Genomic DNA, 14780 nt, shown 5'->3' on the forward strand with positions numbered 1-14780 from the left:
CGCCTCTCGCAGGCTCATGCGAGCAGCGCGTCGACCAGCGCCGCGCATTCGAAGTCGGTGTCGGACAAGCCCTGCACGTCGCGCGTGTTCCAGCGCACCACGCAGCGGTCGTAGTGCACCGACAGGTCGGGATGGTGGTCCTGCACGTGGGCGATGAAGGCCACCGCGTTCACGAACGCCATGGTCTCCTGGTGGTTGGCGAAGGTGAAGGTCTTCTCGATCGCCACGTCCGGCCCGTCGCCGGCGAGCTTCCAGCCCGGCGCGGTGGTCAGGCGCGAGACCACCTCGGTGGGGCCCAGCGCGCGCCGCGGGATCAGCGACCAGTCCTTCTTCCTCATCATCGAAACACTCATGCGGCACCTCCGGCGACGGCCATCCGCGCCAGGCGCTCGGACGCCGGCGGATGCGAGTAGTAGAACTTGACGAACAGCGGATCGGGCGTGAGCGTGGATGCGTTGTCCTCGTACAGCTTGAGCAGCGCGCTGCGCAGGTCCTCGCGCCCGGTCTGGGCGACGGCGAAGGCGTCGGCCTCGAACTCGTGCCGGCGCGACAGCTGCGCCATCAGCGGCGAGACGAAGAACGAGAACACCGGCACGACCAGCAGGAACAGCACGAGCGCCAGCGCGTCGTTGGGCCCCTGCAGGTTGGGCGCGACGCCCAGGCCCAGGTAGAACCAGGGCTGCGTGGCGGCGTAGCCCAGCAGGGCGAAGCCGAGCAGGCTGAGCGCGAACAGGCCGGCGATGCGCTTGACGATGTGCTTGTGCTTGAAGTGCCCGAGCTCGTGCGCCAGCACCGCGTCCACCTCGCCGGGGGCCAGCTTGGCCAGCAGCGTGTCGAAGAACACCACGCGCTTGGCGGCGCCGAAGCCGGTGAAGTACGCGTTGGCGTGCGCGCTGCGCTTGCTGCCGTCCATGACGAACAGGCCCTTGGCCGCGAAGCCGCAGCGCTGCATCAGGGCGGTGACCCGCTGGCGCAGCGTCTCGTCCTCCAGCGGTCGGAACTTGTTGAACAGGGGCGCGATGACCGTCGGATAGAGCACCAGCAGCAGCAGGTTCAGGCCCATCCAGACCCCCCAGGCCCACACCCACCACAGCCTGCCGGCCGCGCCCATCAGCCACAGGATCAGCCAGGCGATGGGCAGGCCGATCACGGCGCCGAGCACCAGGCCCTTGGCCATGTCCGCCAGCCACAGGCGCCACGTCATCTTGTTGAAGCCGAACCGCTCCTCGATCACGAAGGTCTGGTACAGCGTGAAGGGCAGGTCGAGCACGCCGCCGATGACGGCGAAGCACGCCAGCAGCGCGAGTTGCTGGGCCATGCCGGGGCCGAGCCAGCCGAGCAGGGCCTGGTTCAGCGCGTGCAGGCCCCCCAGCAGCGTCCACGCCATCAGCACCACCGCGCCGAAGGCCATCTCCATCAACCCCAGGCGCCCCTTGCTGATGGTGTAGTCGGCCGCCTTGCGGTGGGCCGCGAGCGACACGGTGCCGGCGAAGGCGGCCGGGACTTCATCGCGGTGCAGCGCCACGTGGCGGATCTGGCGCGAGGACAGCCAGAACTTCACGGCCAGGCTCGCCACCAGGGCAGCCGCGAAGGCGAGGGTCCAGACGTACGGCGAAAGCATCAGTCGAGTGTAGGCGATGCGACAATCCATCGATGCCAGAGAAGACGCCTTCCAACGCCACGCCCACGCTCGCGAAAACCGACCTGAACCTGGTCTGGCTCGACTGCGAAATGACGGGGCTGAACCCCGAGGTCGACCGCATCATCGAGATCGCCGTGATCGTCACCGGGCCCGGCCTGGAGCCGCGCGTGGAAGGCCCCGTGTTCGCCATCCACCAGAGCGACGAGCAGCTGGACAAGATGGATGCCTGGAACAAGGGCACGCACGGGCGCAGCGGGCTGATCGACCGCGTCAAGGCGTCCACCGTCGACGAGGCGCAGGCGGAGGAGACGCTGCTGGCCTTCCTGGCCAAGTACGTGCCCAAGGGCGCCTCGCCCCTGTGCGGCAACACGATCGGGCAGGACCGCCGGTTCCTGGTCAAGTACATGCCGAAGCTGGAAGCGTTCTTCCACTACCGCAACCTCGATGTGAGCACGCTCAAGGAGCTGGCGCGCCGCTGGCGGCCCGAGGTGTACAACAACTTCAAGAAGCAGCAGGCCCACACGGCGCTGGCCGACGTGCACGAGTCCATCGACGAACTGGCCCACTACCGGGAGCACTTCCTGCGCCTGGGGTCTTGAGGATTTGGGGAAAACCCGGATCTGTGGGACAATAGCGGGCTTCGCGGCGCTCCATGCGCCGTTTCCTCGCATCTCCCTTCATGCACAGGCTCGCTGAATGAGCCACCGGCGCCCGGCGCGCCGGATGTCGTCTGATGGTTGATGTTCCTTAACCATTGACGACGGCCGCTCCCTCCGGGCGCGGTCGCAAGAGAACTTCATGACCGACACGTTCGACGTGCAGGGCGACTTCGCGCCTGCGCAATCCTCCGACATCGACACCACCACGACCTCCGTCGCCACGCCGGCGCCGGCGCCGGCGCTGCCGAACGGCTTCGTCAAGCTGGGCCTGGCGCCCGAACTGATCCGCGCCGTCGAGGACCTGGGCTTCACGCAGCCCACCGCGGTGCAGGCCGAGGCGATCCCGCGCGCGCTGCCCACCGGCGGCGAGGGCGAGGCCGCCTACATCGACCTGATGGTCTCCAGCCAGACCGGCAGCGGCAAGACCGCCGCGTTCCTGCTGCCCGTGCTGCACACGCTGATCCAGCAGCAGGCGGACGCCGAGGAGCAGGAGCGCGCCGAGCAGCAGCGACTGGCCGACGAGGCCGCCGCGCGCGGCGAGGCGCCGCCCAAGCGCAAGCGCCGCAATCCGGCCGACCCGCGCCACTTCAAGGCCGCCACGCCCGGCGCGCTGATCCTGTGCCCGACGCGCGAACTCGCGCAGCAGGTGGCGCACGACGCCATCGACCTGGTCAAGCATTGCAAAGGCCTGCGCATCGCCAACGTCGTGGGCGGCATGCCGTACCAGATGCAGATCGCGCGGCTGCAGAACGCCAACCTGGTGGTCGCCACGCCGGGCCGCCTGCTGGACCTGCAGCGCTCGCAGCAGATCAAGCTGGACCAGGTGCGCTTCCTGGTCGTCGACGAGGCCGACCGCATGCTGGACCTGGGCTTCGCCGACGACCTGGCCGAGATCAACCAGCTGACCAGCGCCCGCCACCAGACCATGATGTTCAGCGCCACCTTCGCGCCGCGCATCCAGCAGCTGGCCTCGCGCGTGATGCGCCAGCCGCAGAAGGTGCAGATCGACTCGCCGCAGGAAAAGCACGCCAACATCAAGCAGGTGCTGTTCTGGGCCGACCATGCGCAGCACAAGCGCGCGATGCTGGACCACTGGCTGCGCGACGCGTCGATGGACCAGGCGATCGTGTTCGCCTCGACCCAGATCGAATGCGACGGCCTGGCCAACGACCTGCAGCAGGAGGGCTTTTCGGCCGTCGCGCTGCACGGCGCGCTCAGCCAGGGCCTGCGCAACCGCCGCCTGATGGCGCTGCGCAACGGGCAGGTGCAGATCCTGGTGGCCACCGACGTGGCCGCGCGCGGCATCGACGTGCCGACGATCACGCACGTGTTCAACTTCGGCCTGCCGATGAAGAGCGAGGACTACACGCACCGCATCGGCCGCACGGGCCGCGCGGGCCGCGATGGCCTGGCCGTCACGTTCGCCGAGTTCCGCGACCGCTTCAAGATCTTCGACATCGAGGCGTACACCAAGCAGCCGTTCCATGCCGACGTCATTCCGGGCATGGAGCCGCAGCAGCGCGCCCCGCGCGCGCCGCAGGGCTTCGGCGGCAAGGGCCGTGGCGGCCCGCCGCCGCACCGCAGCGGCGCACCGCGCCGCAACGGCGGCGGCGACTTCGGCCGCAGTGGTGGTGGCGGCGGCGAATATGGCCGCAAGGCCGGCTTCGGTGACTTCGGTGGTGGTGGCGGCGAGCGCGATGGCCGCCGCGCCGCCACGCCGTGGGAAAAGCCCGCGCAAGGGTTCGCCAAGCCGGCGCGCCCGGCCGGCGGCGGCAAGGCGTTCGTGCCGCGCGACGCCAAGAAGCGGGCCTACAAGCCCGCGCGCTGAACGCCAGGGGCCCAGCGCCCCTGCGCCGATCGCATCCAACGCGCCGGAATCCCCGGCGCGTTTTTCCTTGTCAGGCCGGATGCGCCGTCGGATGGCGGCCGATGTCGGGCCAGCGCCAGTGGACGTAGATCCATGACAGCAGGCCCACGCCCAGCATCAGCAGCGAGGAAACCGCCAGCGCCCGCGTCGAGTGCATCACGAGCGGCGCGATCGCACCGGCGACGATCCCGTTGGCCGTCGAGCCGATCACCGCCTGCAGCGACGAGGCCATGCCGCGCCGCTCCGGGCTCAGGTCCAGCACCAGCAGGGTGATCACCGGCACCATCAGCGCCCAGCCGAACGCGAAGAACGCGATCGGCCACAGGGCCCAGGACACGTGCGCCGGCCACAGCAGGTTGGCCGCGACGTTCACCAGCGCCGTCGCCAGCATGATCACGAAGCCGTGCCGGATCTGGCGCTTGGGCGCGATGTGGCCGGCCAGCCGCCCGCTCAGCCAGGCGCCGCCCATGATCCCGGTGATGGTGAGCACGAAGAACCAGAAGAACTGCGTCGGCGCCAGGCCCAGGTGCTCGCCCAGGAACGCCGGCGCGCACAGCACGTACAGGAACACGCCGTTGAAAGGCACGCCGCTGGCCAGCGCGAGCAGCAGGAAGCGTGGGTTGGCACCGAGCTGCCAGTAGCCCTGCATCAGGTTGCGCACGTGGAACGGCTGGCGGTGCGTGACGTGCAGCGTCTCCGGCAGCAGCTTGTAGTTGGCCGACCAGAGCAGCACGCCGATGCCGGTGAGGAACCAGAACACCGCATGCCAGCCCGCGTGCACGAACAGCCAGCCGCCGATGATGGGTGCGATGGCCGGCGCGACGCCGAAGTAGATCGTCACCTGGCTCATCACCCGCTGGGCCTGGGCCGGCGGGAACATGTCGCGGATCACCGCGCGCGAGACGACGATGCCGGCACCGGTGGACAGGCCCTGCAGGCCGCGGAAGAACACCAGCTGGCCGATCGTCTGCGACAGTGCGCAGCCCGCCGAGGCGATCGTGAACACCGCGATGCCCCACAGCACCACGGGGCGGCGGCCGAAGCTGTCCGACAGCGCGCCGTGGAACAGGTTCATGAACGCGAACCCGAACAGGTACGCCGAGAGCGTCTGCTGCATCTCGACGGGGCTCGCGCCCACCGCGGCCGCGATGCCCGAGAACGCCGGGATGTAGGTGTCGATGGAGAACGGGCCGAGCATGCCCAGCATTGCCAGCAGCACGGCGAGCGCCCAGCGCGGCGCCCGCCACAGGGTGGCGGCGTCGGGATTCATGCGGAGGAAGCGGAAAGGTGCAGGGGGGCGATGCGGGTCATGCCGACCCGCATCCTACCGGCTCAGGCATGCCCCATCTCGACAGTGCGCTTGCGCGCCAGCCGGGGACCGGCCGGCGGCGGCACCTCGGGGTCGAAGAACGCCTTGTCCAGGTGGCGCGAAAAGCGGGTGAACCAGCTCTCGCGCGGATAGAAGGCCGTGCCGCGCGGGCCGCTCACGCGCACCAGGCCGTCGGGCTGCAGGACGACGGTGAAGCTGTCGGGCTCGCGGCCGCTCGCCCGCAGCAGGTTCGCGAGCAGCTGGCGCTCATTGGGGCTGATGTCTTGGATCACCGGCGGATGATGGCAAGGCGCGTGCCTGAGCGGTAGCGAACGATCGCCCGCCGCCGTGTAGGACGCCGTCTCACCATGAGCTCGCCCTGGCGCGGCTGGCGCACGGCGGCCGACAACGCCGTCCTACGGCCGCGCGGCCGCGACCCCACCACGATCGATCCCGACTGGGAGATGGAACTCCCAACCTGGGAGGCGGAACTCATGGCACCGGAAGATGCAGGCCTGGTCGGGACACCATATTTCTGGACGGGCATCGCGGCGGCGCTCGCCGTCTGGGGCGGCGTGATGCTGCTCCTCTGGTCCTGACCGGCGGCCCGGGAGCGGGCTCCGACCGTCGCGGGCGTTGCGGTCATGCCCTGGACGACTGGACGTTACCCACCCTCCATGCGCCACCTGCCGCCGCCCGTGCGCGACAAGGCGGTACAGATCGCGAACGCGCTGCTGGACGAGGGGCATGACGAGGGATTCGCCATCCGCGTGGGCATCGCCAAGGCCAAGGAGTGGGCGCGCCACCACGGACTCGACGACGGTGGCGAGGCGGGCCCGGACACGGACTGAACGCCGCGCGCCCGCGCGCGATCTGGACAAGGAGCGGATCAGGCCCGGCGTTCGCGCCCGGTCTGGAATCGGCGGTCAGGTCCAGCACGCGCGGCACGTAGCGCTGTGTCTCGTGGAAGGGCGGAACCCGCGGCGACCGACTCGCCGGTGGGGAACGACTCGTCGACGTGGCAGGTTGCGGGCCATCGATCGCGCATGCAGACGGTGAGCTTCATGCTGCCGGTCAACGGGGGAGAGTCGCTGTCGCTTCTGCTCGCGGTCTTGCTCGGCATCGCATTGCCGATCCAGCCGGCCCAGGTACTGTGGGTGAACATGGTGGGATCGGTCGCACTGGCGATGGTGCTGGCTTTCGAACCTACCGAGCGGGAGTCATGCGGCGGCCGCCCCGGCCCCCCGGGGACCCGCTGCTCTCGCGTTTCCTGGTTTGGCGGATCCTGCTGGTCTCGACGCTCTTTTTGGCCGGCATCTTCGGCATGTGGCTGTTCCGAACCGAGGCGCTGCCACTGGACTGGGGCCTGCGCCTCGTGGCCGTGGGCATCCTGCTGCTGGTCGTGCTGGAGGCCGAGAAGTCCGTGCTGCGCCGCGTCGGCGGGTTCCATGAAGGCGGCGCGAAGGCAATTCCATGACGAATCTACCGTATCGAACGGGGCAGGCCGGGCGTGGGCCAGCCTCCGTCACCGGCATCCCCTTACGCGGGTTCGCACGAGGGGATCTGCCACTGGTGCAGGGCGTGCGCAAGCATCGCGTTCTCGGCTTCGGCGAGGTGGCTGTCTGCCTGCGCAACGGCGTGACAGATGTCCAGCACGATCCTGCGAAGCCGGGGATCGGTCACGTCGTCGAGCACGCAGCTCACCGCGATGGGGTGCAGCCCGCCCGAGCAGTCCCAGTTCGCGCCGAACTCGAACAGGTCGCGGGCGAGGTTCTCGAGAACATCCTGCATCTCCATCGGATTGATCTGCAGGCGCTCGTGGACGCCCAGGCGGACGAGGACATTGAGCTCGCTGCGGGAGACGGCTCCGTCCGCGAGCAGCAGGAGTGCGACGACGCGCGCGGCGGCGCGCGGGCTGTCGGCGGGATAGCGGCGCATGGGGATTCCTTTCAGTCGAAGAGTTCGGAAAGCCAGCTTTCGCGGCGCCGCCCGCGCGCGCCGGGACGTCCGGCATCGCGTGCCCAAGGGTGGTCTCCCGGCGTGCCGCTGTCGTCCCTGGCCCGCCGCGGCTCGGCGCGGTCGAGGATCTTGTCGAGCTCCCCGCGGTCCAGCCATACCCCGCGGCAAACCGGGCAAGAGTCGATTTCCACGCCCTGGCGCTGCGCAAGGACCAGGCGAGTTGATGTGCAAGTGGGGCAGTACATGTGGGTTCGCTCCGTGGTGATGGAACTCACTGTAGGGACGACGACCTTGCTTGAAAAGTCGAAAAATAGCGACGACCATTCCAGGAAACCGAAGCGCCAATGAACTACAAGCACCTTCAATACTTCTGGATGGTCGTGCGCGAAGGGGGCGTCGTGCGCGCGAGCGAGAAGCTGCATCTCTCTCCTCAGACCCTCAGCACCCAGATCGACCAGCTCGAGGAGCGCCTTGGGCTGCCCCTGCTCAGGAAGGCGGGGCGCGGCGTGGAGCCCACGGAAGCGGGACGGATGGTGATGCAGTACGCGGACGAGATCTTCACGTTGGGACGGGAGATGGAGGACGCGCTTCGCGGCGGGCGTGATGCACCGCGTGCCCCGGTGCTCAAGGTGGGGTTCGTCGATTCGGTGCCCAAGGCGATTGCCTACCATGTCCTGGAACCCGCGCTGCGACTGCAGCCGGCGCCGCGGCTTGTCTGTCCGGAAGGCAAACTGACCAACCTGATGGCCGAACTCGCCCTTCGCCGGGTGGACCTCGTCGTCTCGGATGTTCCACTGCCTGGCAATCTGGGGGTGAAGGCGTACACCCACCTGCTGGGGCGCAGCGCCATCGCCTTCTTCGCGTCGGACAAGCTGTCTGCCCGACACGGGATCACCGCGCGCCAGGCACGCGCCCGCTTTCCCGGATGCCTGCAACTCCTGCCGATGCTGCTTCCTGGGTCGGAATCGGCGTTGCGGCCGCGGGTCGATGCCTGGATGCGCCAGCACGACCTGTCGCCACCGATCGCGGCGGAGTTCGAAGACACGGCCCTGATGAAGGCGTTTGGCCGCGAAGGGCTGGGCTGCTTCCCGGCACCTGCGATCCTTGCCAAGGAAATCTCCAGGCAGTACCAGGTGGAGCAGGTCGGCGCGCCGCAGGACCTGGTGGAGGAGTTCTACGCGATCTCGGTCGAGAGGCGGATCACGCACCCGGGCGTCGCCGCCATCACGGAAGCGGCCCGCAGCGAGCTGTTTGCATAGGCGTCCCGGCAAGGGGGAAGCCGGTGTCGGTTCCAGAATACCGAAGGATGCGACCGGAAAATCTGCTTTTCGCGCCCTAGCGACTCCCGCAAGATTCCACCCATTCCCACCGGATGTGGTGCACAGAAGGGGTCGCTTGATGAATGTCGTCGAAAGTCCAGGCATGAGCGTCGCCGCTCGAGGAACGTCTTGCGGACGACCACCACGGGGAGCAGCCGAGGCGTGCGAGATCGCCCTGGTGCCGGGCCCACTGCACATCGCTCCCACAGGCCTGCGCCGGTATCCCCCAGACAGCCCGCAGGCGGTGGCCGGCCGGAGATCCTCCTTGTCCACGTCGTGCCCGAACTGTCTCGGCTCGTCATCCCCGGCTGGCTTCACCGCGAAGTGGATACCGGTATCGAGCCGGCGCAGGCGCGCGCGATGCAGGACGCGGCCTTCCGTACGGTTTTTCGCGCCGGTTCAGGTCATCCTCCGCGCTGCGGGACTGGACGCCGTCGAGGCGCGCCGCGTCGGCAGCGATCCGGGAGACGCACTCGCTGCCTATGCGCAGGAAGTCAAGCCGGACGTCCTCGCGATGGGGTCGGTCGGCTTCGGTGCGCACCGGTTCTCTTCGTTGGGATCGGTCGCAGCGCGGGTGGCCACCCGCACGGCCTCGTCGCTCCTCCTGGTGCGCGAGAAGTAGGGGTTGTTCCGCTTCTCTGGGGCAGCCATCGGGACTCCATTCAACCTTGCCTGGGCCCATTCACATGACCACGCTCCTCCTTCCTTGCGACGGATCGCCCGATGCACTGCTCGCGGTACGCCACGCAACGCGCGCCTTCCGCCGCGGAGACGCTCGAATGATCCATCTCCTCAACGTGCAGCCTCCCTTCTCCGCGCATATCGCGCGGCACGTCGGCCGTGAACTGCGTGCCGAATTCCATCGCGAACGCGCCGACGAAGCGCTGGCCGAGGCGAGGCGGATGCTCGACGATGCTGCCGTCGCGCATTGCGTGCACATGGAGGTCGGCGATAAGGCTCGGTGCATCGCTGACGCTGCGCGCCGGCTGCGCTGCGACCGGGTCCTCATCGGTACGGCGCGCAAGAGTGCGCTGGTGCGTGCGGTGGAGGACTCGCTGACCAGCCGCCTCATCGAGCGCTGCTCGGTGCCTGTCGAGGTGATTGGCGGCGCCCCGGCTGGCTTGATCGAACGGGTCGGCGTCCCAGCCGGCGTGGGCGCCGGCCTCGCGTTGCTTTGGGTGGGCGGGTCCTGAGCTGTGCCGGTTTCGACCGGCTCACCAGTTGACCAGCGTCAACTCTCAGGCGGCCTTCAGTGTGAAGATTCCAGCGCAATCCTGGGACAGGAGGTTCTCATGGGCAAGATGAAGGCAGCGGTGTTCGTCGAACCCGGTCGGATTGTGCTTGACGAGAAGCCGATTCCAGATGTGGGGCCGCTGGATGCACTGTTGCGCGTGACCACGACAACGATCTGCGGCACGGACGTCCACATCCTGAAAGGCGAGTACCCAGTGGCCAAGGGCTTGACCGTCGGGCACGAACCGGTGGGAGTGATCGAGAAGCTCGGCTCGGCAGTTCGCGGCTATCACGAGGGCCAGCGCGTGATCGCCGGCGCGATCACGCCCAGCGGTTGGAGCAATGCCTGCCAATGCGGCTACGGCGCGCAGGACGGCGCGGGCACCGCCCACGGCTGGAAGCCGCTGGGCGGCTGGCGATTCGGCAACACCATCGACGGTTGCCAGGCCGAGTACGTGCTTGTGCCTGATGCGATGACGAATCTCGCCGTGGTTCCTGACGGATTGACCGACGAGCAGGTGCTGATGTGCCCCGACATCATGTCCACCGGCTTCGGCGGCGCCGAGAGCGGCGGCATTCGCATCGGTGACACGGTAGCCGTCTTCGCGCAAGGACCGATCGGCCTGTGTGCCACCGCCGGAGCCAAGCTCAGCGGCGCCACCACCGTGATCGGCGTAGACCGCATCGCCGGCCGGTTGGAGATTGCGCGGCGCATGGGTGCGGACGTCGTGATCGACGCGAGCCGCCAGGAGCCCGTGCAGGAGATCATGCGCCTCACGAACGGCCGGGGCGTCGACGTCGCAATCGAGGCGCTGGGGATCCAAGCGACCTTCGAGTCCTGCTTGCGCGTGCTGCGGCCCGGTGGCACTTTGTCCAGCCTGGGCGTGTATTCCGGTGACCTGAAGATCCCGTTGGATGCCTTCGCCGCAGGGCTCGGCGACCACAGGATCGTCACAACGCTTTGCCCAGGCGGCAAGGAGCGCATGCGCCGGCTGATGTCGGTGATCCAGGCCGGACGTCTGGACCTGGGTCCGATGGTGACGCACCGCTTCAAGCTCGACGACATCGAGAAGGCCTACGAGCTGTTCGGACACCAGCGTGACGGCGTGCTGAAGGTCGCGATCACGCCGTGATCGGGTCCACGACGAATCGCGCAACCCGCCATCGCAAGAAGGATCCATGGACGTCACCGCAACGCCCCAAATGTGGATGCTGTTCGGCGGCCTCGTGCTTGCCGCGCTCGCCATCGACTTCTTCGCCCTGAACAGGCAAGGCGCCCACTCCGTCTCGATCCGCGAGGCGGCGATCTGGTCTGTGATATGGATGGCGGTCTCCGGGATGTTCGTGGGCTGGCTCTGGTGGTACCTGGGTGGCGCCTCCGAAGATGCGCAGCGGCAGGCGCTCGCGAGTGCCAAGTCCCTGGAGTTCGTGACGGGCTACCTGGTGGAGAAAGCCCTCGCCGTGGACAACATCTTCGTGTTCCTGATGCTGTTCACCTACTTCGGCGTGCCGGCGGAGTACCAGAAGCGGGTGCTGATGATCGGCATTCTCGGCGCCCTCGTGCTGCGCGCCGGCATGATCCTGGTGGGCGCTTGGCTGATCGCGCAGTTCCACTGGATCCTCTACGTCTTCGGAGCATTCCTCGTCTTCACCGGCGCCAAGATGTGGTGGGCGGCGGGCCAGGAGCCGGACCTGGACAACAACCCGATGCTCAGGTGGATCGATCGCCACATGAAGATCGCGCCGGGGTACGACGGTGAGCGCTTCTTCACGCGGGTCAACGGCGTTCGGATGGCCACCCCGCTGCTGGTTGTCATCCTGCTGATCGGAATCGTGGACGTGATCTTCGCCGTGGACTCGATTCCCGCGATCTTCGCGATCACCACCGACCCCTTCATCGTGCTCACTTCCAACGTGTTCGCCATCCTGGGCCTGCGCGCGATGTACTTCCTGCTCGCCGGCATGCACGAGCGCTTCCACCTGCTCACCTACGGGCTTGCGATCGTCCTCGTGTTCATCGGCGCCAAGATGCTCCTCATCGACGTCTACAAGATCCCGGTTGCCTGGTCTCTGGGCTTCACGGTCCTGGTGCTGGCCGCGACCATGTTGCTGTCCCTGAGGGTTCCTCCGAAGGGACGCCCCGTGGGCGCCTACCCGTTCGCGGCCAAGCGCAAGCCGGAGCACGGAGCCAGTCCATCTGCGGGCCAAAGAACCGTTGAACATCCTGCTAGCCATCGATGATTCCGACGCGGCGCTGCACGCCTGTCGGCTCGTTGCCGCTTACGCCGGCAACCGTTCAGCGTTGCGCGTGACGCTGCTCAATGTGCAGCGTCCGCCGGTCCATCTCCTGCCGCAGGCCGGCCTGCCGCAGCCCGTGCTGGAAGCAGCACAGCTGGAACAAGGACGACGCCGGCTCGAGGAAGTGCGCCGCGTGTTCGAGCCGCGCTCGTTCGACCTGGAATCCGTAGTCCGCATCGGGGCACCCAGCGACATCATCCTTGCCGAGGCTAGCGAGCGAGGTGTCACGGCACTGGTGATGGGCAGCGGTCGGCCCGGTGTTGTCGGAGGCTACAAGATCGGCTCCGTGGCCCTGCGTGTTGCAACAGCAGCCGACCGTCCCGTGGTACTGGTACGGCCGGACGCCAAGCTTCCGATCGAGCTCGGAAGACGCGTGCGCGTGACGGCGCCGGTGGACGGATCGCCCGAGTCCCTGCGGGCGATCGAGCGGCTCGCGTCCTGCGCGGAACCGCTTGGTCGCATGCACGTGGACCTGGTCCATTTCGGCCCCCCGCTGAGCCTGGCTGCCGCGATAGCACCGCCTCACGACGACATAGTGAAGCAGTCGAGTTCCTTGGAGTCGGACAAGGCTCTTCAAGCGGCAGCAAAGATGCTTTCTGCTGCCCGGATCACCCACGTAGAGCATCGATTGACGGGAGCGCCCGACGTTGGGGTTGCCGCTTTCGCAAGACTGCACGCGGCAGACCTGATCGCGATGGCCACGCGTGGGCGCGGCGCGATGCACCATCTTCTGATGGGCTCGGTGGCACTGAGGACGGCGCACGAAAGCGAAGTGCCTGTGGTCCTGATGCGCTGATCTTTTCTCCCGTCCGATGCGAGAGCTCATGGTTCATGTGTGCAGCCACTCACGGTCGCGATCCTGCGGATGCTCCGGGAATCCCTAGGCGCATCGCGCTCGGATGCTCATTCCGCATCGCCGGTGCGCGTTGCGATGGTGCTCAGTCGGTGGCCCACGTCAGGCCCGCTCGAAAACCGCCGCGATGCCCTGGCCGCCGCCGATGCACTCGTCACCAGCGCTCGTCCGGGCGGCTCCATTCCGAAATCCTCCACTCTCCAGGACACCATGAGCCTTCAATCCGTCGGCGTGATCGGCGCCAGAACCATGGGCAACGGCATCGCGCAGGTCTGCGCGCTGGCCGGGCTCGACGTCACGATGATCGACGTCTCCACCGCCGCCCTCGAGCGGGGCCTGTCGACCCTCCGCTCCAGCCTGGACAGGCTGGTGCAGAAGGAAAAACTCCAGGACGTGGAGAAGGACCAGGCACTGCGCCGCATCCGGACCACGACCTCCTACGAGGACTTGAAGGGGGTCCACTTCGTCATCGAGGCGGCCACCGAGAACCTCGAGCTGAAGCTGCGCATCCTCAAGGAGATCGAGCGCGTGGTGGACGGCGACGCGGTAATCGCAAGCAACACCTCGTCGATCTCGATCACGCAGCTCGCGGTGCCGGCTTTCTCCGGACCACGAGTCCTGACCCGGGGTGGTCCCCGGGCGTCCCTCACGCCAGCAGCATCCGCGCGAAGTCCGTGAACAACGGCTCGTCCGCGGTCATGCACAGGCGGCCGAGCTCGCGGTTCCAGTGCGTCTCGGAGCCGTGCGCCAGTCGCCAGTCGTGCAGGCGGCGGGTGTACAGCTGCAGGTCGTATTCCTCGGTGACGCCGATCGCTCCGTGCACCGCGTGCGCGGTGGCGGCCACCAACTGCGCGGCCTCGCTGGCACGTGCTTTCGCCACCGCGCAGGCGGCCGGGCGCGGGAGGACGCCGTCGCTCGTGTGGAACGCGGCTTCCGCCGCCATGGACGCGGCGGTGACGTGTTCGGCCATCACGCTCATCTGGTGCTGGATCGCCTGGAACTTGCCGATCGACTTGCCGAACTGCACCCGCTCGTTCGCATACGCCATCGTCATGTCGAACACGCGCTTCATGGCGCCGGCGAGCAGCGATGCGTGCACCGCGGCGGCCAGGGCCTGCAGCTGACGGGGCTGGACAGTGCTTTCCAGCACCGTGGCCGAACCTGCGTCCCAGCGGAACGAGGCGGCAAGGCTGCCGCGCACGCCGGTGGCCTGCTGGCGCGCACCCGCCACCGGCAGCAGCACCAGGAGATCGCCGGCCGCACCCATCACGTGCGATGCGGTGCGTCCGAAGGGAACGAGCTCCGCCTGGAGGGTCCCGTCGGCGCCGCGCGACAGCGCCGGAGCGAAGGTGATCAGTCCTTGCGGCAACTGGCCGTGCGAACGAACCAGCGCGCGGGCGGCCATGGTCTGCGCCAGCGGCAGCGGCAGCGCGTACATGCCGCATAGGTGGACCACCGCATGGAAATCCGGCCAGCCGGCGTTGCCGCCGCCATCCTCTTCGCTGGCCAGCAAGGCGTGAAAGCCCGATTCCTCCAGCGCCGCGGCCAGCGGAGCTGCGCTGCCGCCGGCCTCGATGGCTCGCACGGCCTGGGGAGTGCAGCGATCCTCCAGGATCGCTTCAATGGCTTCGGCGAACATCC

19 protein-coding genes and 1 pseudogene are annotated in these 14780 nt (G+C 68.1%); 13 read left to right on the top strand and 7 right to left on the bottom strand.

The window, feature by feature from the left end:
• Positions 1-14: 14 nt before the first annotated feature.
• Both AC3ANR_RS07885 and AC3ANR_RS07890 read right to left on the bottom strand, forming a co-directional pair.
• Positions 15-353, bottom strand: a complete 339-nt coding sequence (locus tag AC3ANR_RS07885; RefSeq protein ID WP_488291330.1) for a 4a-hydroxytetrahydrobiopterin dehydratase — start codon at positions 351-353, stop codon at positions 15-17.
• Positions 350-1621 carry a M48 family metallopeptidase gene (locus AC3ANR_RS07890; protein ID WP_488291331.1) on the bottom strand — a complete coding sequence of 424 codons (1272 nt, stop codon included), beginning with the start codon at positions 1619-1621 and terminating at the stop codon, positions 350-352. The genes AC3ANR_RS07885 and AC3ANR_RS07890 overlap by 4 nt, the downstream gene beginning before the upstream one ends.
• A 32-nt stretch (positions 1622-1653) precedes the next feature.
• Here AC3ANR_RS07890 and orn point away from each other — a divergent pair, with 32 nt between their 5' ends.
• Positions 1654-2241, top strand: coding sequence for an oligoribonuclease (gene orn, locus AC3ANR_RS07895; RefSeq protein WP_488291332.1), 588 nt, complete (start codon positions 1654-1656; stop codon positions 2239-2241).
• A gap of 199 nt (positions 2242-2440) precedes the next feature.
• Complete coding sequence (locus tag AC3ANR_RS07900) at positions 2441-4129, top strand: DEAD/DEAH box helicase (RefSeq protein WP_488291333.1); 1689 nt, start codon at positions 2441-2443, stop codon at positions 4127-4129.
• Between the two features lie 70 nt (positions 4130-4199).
• Here AC3ANR_RS07900 and AC3ANR_RS07905 read toward each other — a convergent pair whose 3' ends face one another.
• Positions 4200-5438: a multidrug effflux MFS transporter gene (locus AC3ANR_RS07905; protein ID WP_488291334.1), complete on the bottom strand. Its 1239-nt coding sequence runs from the start codon at positions 5436-5438 to the stop codon at positions 4200-4202.
• Between the two features lie 62 nt (positions 5439-5500).
• Positions 5501-5770, bottom strand: a complete 270-nt coding sequence (locus AC3ANR_RS07910) for a hypothetical protein (protein ID WP_488291335.1) — start codon at positions 5768-5770, stop codon at positions 5501-5503.
• A 75-nt stretch (positions 5771-5845) separates the two neighbouring features.
• Here AC3ANR_RS07910 and AC3ANR_RS07915 point away from each other — a divergent pair, with 75 nt between their 5' ends.
• The 4 genes and pseudogenes from AC3ANR_RS07915 (at position 5846) to AC3ANR_RS07930 (ending at position 6954) form a co-directional block, all read left to right on the top strand.
• Positions 5846-6076: a hypothetical protein gene (locus AC3ANR_RS07915; protein WP_488291336.1), complete on the top strand. Its 231-nt coding sequence runs from the start codon at positions 5846-5848 to the stop codon at positions 6074-6076.
• Between the two features lie 78 nt (positions 6077-6154).
• Positions 6155-6328, top strand: coding sequence for a DUF2188 domain-containing protein (locus tag AC3ANR_RS07920; RefSeq protein WP_488291337.1), 174 nt, complete (start codon positions 6155-6157; stop codon positions 6326-6328).
• 371 nt (positions 6329-6699) lie between these two features.
• A pseudogene (locus tag AC3ANR_RS07925) lies at positions 6700-6753 on the top strand (hypothetical protein); the annotation flags it as partial.
• A gap of 48 nt (positions 6754-6801) precedes the next feature.
• Positions 6802-6954 carry a hypothetical protein gene (locus AC3ANR_RS07930; RefSeq protein ID WP_488291860.1) on the top strand — a complete coding sequence of 51 codons (153 nt, stop codon included), beginning with the start codon at positions 6802-6804 and terminating at the stop codon, positions 6952-6954.
• A 62-nt stretch (positions 6955-7016) separates the two neighbouring features.
• Here the strand turns inward: AC3ANR_RS07930 and AC3ANR_RS07935 are convergent, their stop codons facing one another.
• A complete protein-coding gene (locus tag AC3ANR_RS07935) occupies positions 7017-7415 on the bottom strand; it encodes a TerB family tellurite resistance protein (protein WP_488291338.1) in 399 nt (132 codons plus the stop codon).
• Between the two features lie 11 nt (positions 7416-7426).
• Positions 7427-7858, bottom strand: coding sequence for a TFIIB-type zinc ribbon-containing protein (locus tag AC3ANR_RS07940; protein ID WP_488291339.1), 432 nt, complete (start codon positions 7856-7858; stop codon positions 7427-7429).
• On the opposite strand from AC3ANR_RS07940, the gene nhaR reads away from it, so the two are divergent.
• The 7 genes from nhaR to AC3ANR_RS07975 all read left to right on the top strand — a co-directional run bounded on the left by nhaR (position 7781) and on the right by AC3ANR_RS07975 (position 13817).
• A complete protein-coding gene (gene nhaR, locus AC3ANR_RS07945; protein ID WP_488291340.1) occupies positions 7781-8695 on the top strand; it encodes a transcriptional activator NhaR in 915 nt (304 codons plus the stop codon). The two genes, AC3ANR_RS07940 and nhaR, sit on opposite strands and share 78 nt — an antisense overlap.
• A 325-nt stretch (positions 8696-9020) precedes the next feature.
• The gene (locus AC3ANR_RS07950; RefSeq protein WP_488291341.1) at positions 9021-9377 is read left to right on the top strand and encodes a universal stress protein; all 357 of its coding nucleotides are present in this window, start codon (positions 9021-9023) and stop codon (positions 9375-9377) included.
• Between the two features lie 64 nt (positions 9378-9441).
• A complete protein-coding gene (locus AC3ANR_RS07955; protein ID WP_488291342.1) occupies positions 9442-9948 on the top strand; it encodes a universal stress protein in 507 nt (168 codons plus the stop codon).
• Positions 9949-10047: 99 nt separating this feature from the next.
• Positions 10048-11121, top strand: coding sequence for an NAD(P)-dependent alcohol dehydrogenase (locus AC3ANR_RS07960; protein WP_488291343.1), 1074 nt, complete (start codon positions 10048-10050; stop codon positions 11119-11121).
• A gap of 46 nt (positions 11122-11167) precedes the next feature.
• On the top strand, positions 11168-12229 hold the full coding sequence (locus AC3ANR_RS07965; RefSeq protein ID WP_488291344.1) for a TerC family protein: 1062 nt from the start codon (positions 11168-11170) through the stop codon (positions 12227-12229).
• The gene (locus tag AC3ANR_RS07970) at positions 12204-13082 is read left to right on the top strand and encodes a universal stress protein (protein ID WP_488291345.1); all 879 of its coding nucleotides are present in this window, start codon (positions 12204-12206) and stop codon (positions 13080-13082) included. Before AC3ANR_RS07965 ends, AC3ANR_RS07970 begins: the two co-directional genes overlap by 26 nt.
• A gap of 39 nt (positions 13083-13121) precedes the next feature.
• Complete coding sequence (locus AC3ANR_RS07975; RefSeq protein WP_488291346.1) at positions 13122-13817, top strand: 3-hydroxyacyl-CoA dehydrogenase NAD-binding domain-containing protein; 696 nt, start codon at positions 13122-13124, stop codon at positions 13815-13817.
• On the opposite strand, the gene AC3ANR_RS07980 is transcribed toward AC3ANR_RS07975, so the two are convergent.
• Positions 13786-14778, bottom strand: a complete 993-nt coding sequence (locus AC3ANR_RS07980) for an acyl-CoA dehydrogenase family protein (RefSeq protein ID WP_488291347.1) — start codon at positions 14776-14778, stop codon at positions 13786-13788. The two genes, AC3ANR_RS07975 and AC3ANR_RS07980, sit on opposite strands and share 32 nt — an antisense overlap.
• Between the last annotated feature and the right edge of the window lie 2 nt (positions 14779-14780).

It is taken from the genome of Ramlibacter sp. JJN2-2R, assembly GCF_057747835.1.

Bases quoted from the DNA above. Each gene is read 5' to 3' on its own strand.
- AC3ANR_RS07885 (WP_488291330.1), bottom strand. From the start codon at position 353: ATGAGTGTTTCGATGATGAGGAAGAAGGACTGGTCGCTGATCCCGCGG.
- AC3ANR_RS07890 (WP_488291331.1), bottom strand. From the start codon at position 1,621: ATGCTTTCGCCGTACGTCTGGACCCTCGCCTTCGCGGCTGCCCTGGTG.
- orn (WP_488291332.1), top strand. From the start codon at position 1,654: ATGCCAGAGAAGACGCCTTCCAACGCCACGCCCACGCTCGCGAAAACC.
- AC3ANR_RS07900 (WP_488291333.1), top strand. From the start codon at position 2,441: ATGACCGACACGTTCGACGTGCAGGGCGACTTCGCGCCTGCGCAATCC.
- AC3ANR_RS07905 (WP_488291334.1), bottom strand. From the start codon at position 5,438: ATGAATCCCGACGCCGCCACCCTGTGGCGGGCGCCGCGCTGGGCGCTC.
- AC3ANR_RS07915 (WP_488291336.1), top strand. From the start codon at position 5,846: ATGAGCTCGCCCTGGCGCGGCTGGCGCACGGCGGCCGACAACGCCGTC.
- AC3ANR_RS07920 (WP_488291337.1), top strand. From the start codon at position 6,155: ATGCGCCACCTGCCGCCGCCCGTGCGCGACAAGGCGGTACAGATCGCG.
- AC3ANR_RS07930 (WP_488291860.1), top strand. From the start codon at position 6,802: ATGTGGCTGTTCCGAACCGAGGCGCTGCCACTGGACTGGGGCCTGCGC.
- AC3ANR_RS07935 (WP_488291338.1), bottom strand. From the start codon at position 7,415: ATGCGCCGCTATCCCGCCGACAGCCCGCGCGCCGCCGCGCGCGTCGTC.
- nhaR (WP_488291340.1), top strand. From the start codon at position 7,781: ATGAACTACAAGCACCTTCAATACTTCTGGATGGTCGTGCGCGAAGGG.
- AC3ANR_RS07940 (WP_488291339.1), bottom strand. From the start codon at position 7,858: ATGCAGCTTCTCGCTCGCGCGCACGACGCCCCCTTCGCGCACGACCAT.
- AC3ANR_RS07955 (WP_488291342.1), top strand. From the start codon at position 9,442: ATGACCACGCTCCTCCTTCCTTGCGACGGATCGCCCGATGCACTGCTC.
- AC3ANR_RS07960 (WP_488291343.1), top strand. From the start codon at position 10,048: ATGGGCAAGATGAAGGCAGCGGTGTTCGTCGAACCCGGTCGGATTGTG.
- AC3ANR_RS07965 (WP_488291344.1), top strand. From the start codon at position 11,168: ATGGACGTCACCGCAACGCCCCAAATGTGGATGCTGTTCGGCGGCCTC.
- AC3ANR_RS07980 (WP_488291347.1), bottom strand. From the start codon at position 14,778: ATGTTCGCCGAAGCCATTGAAGCGATCCTGGAGGATCGCTGCACTCCC.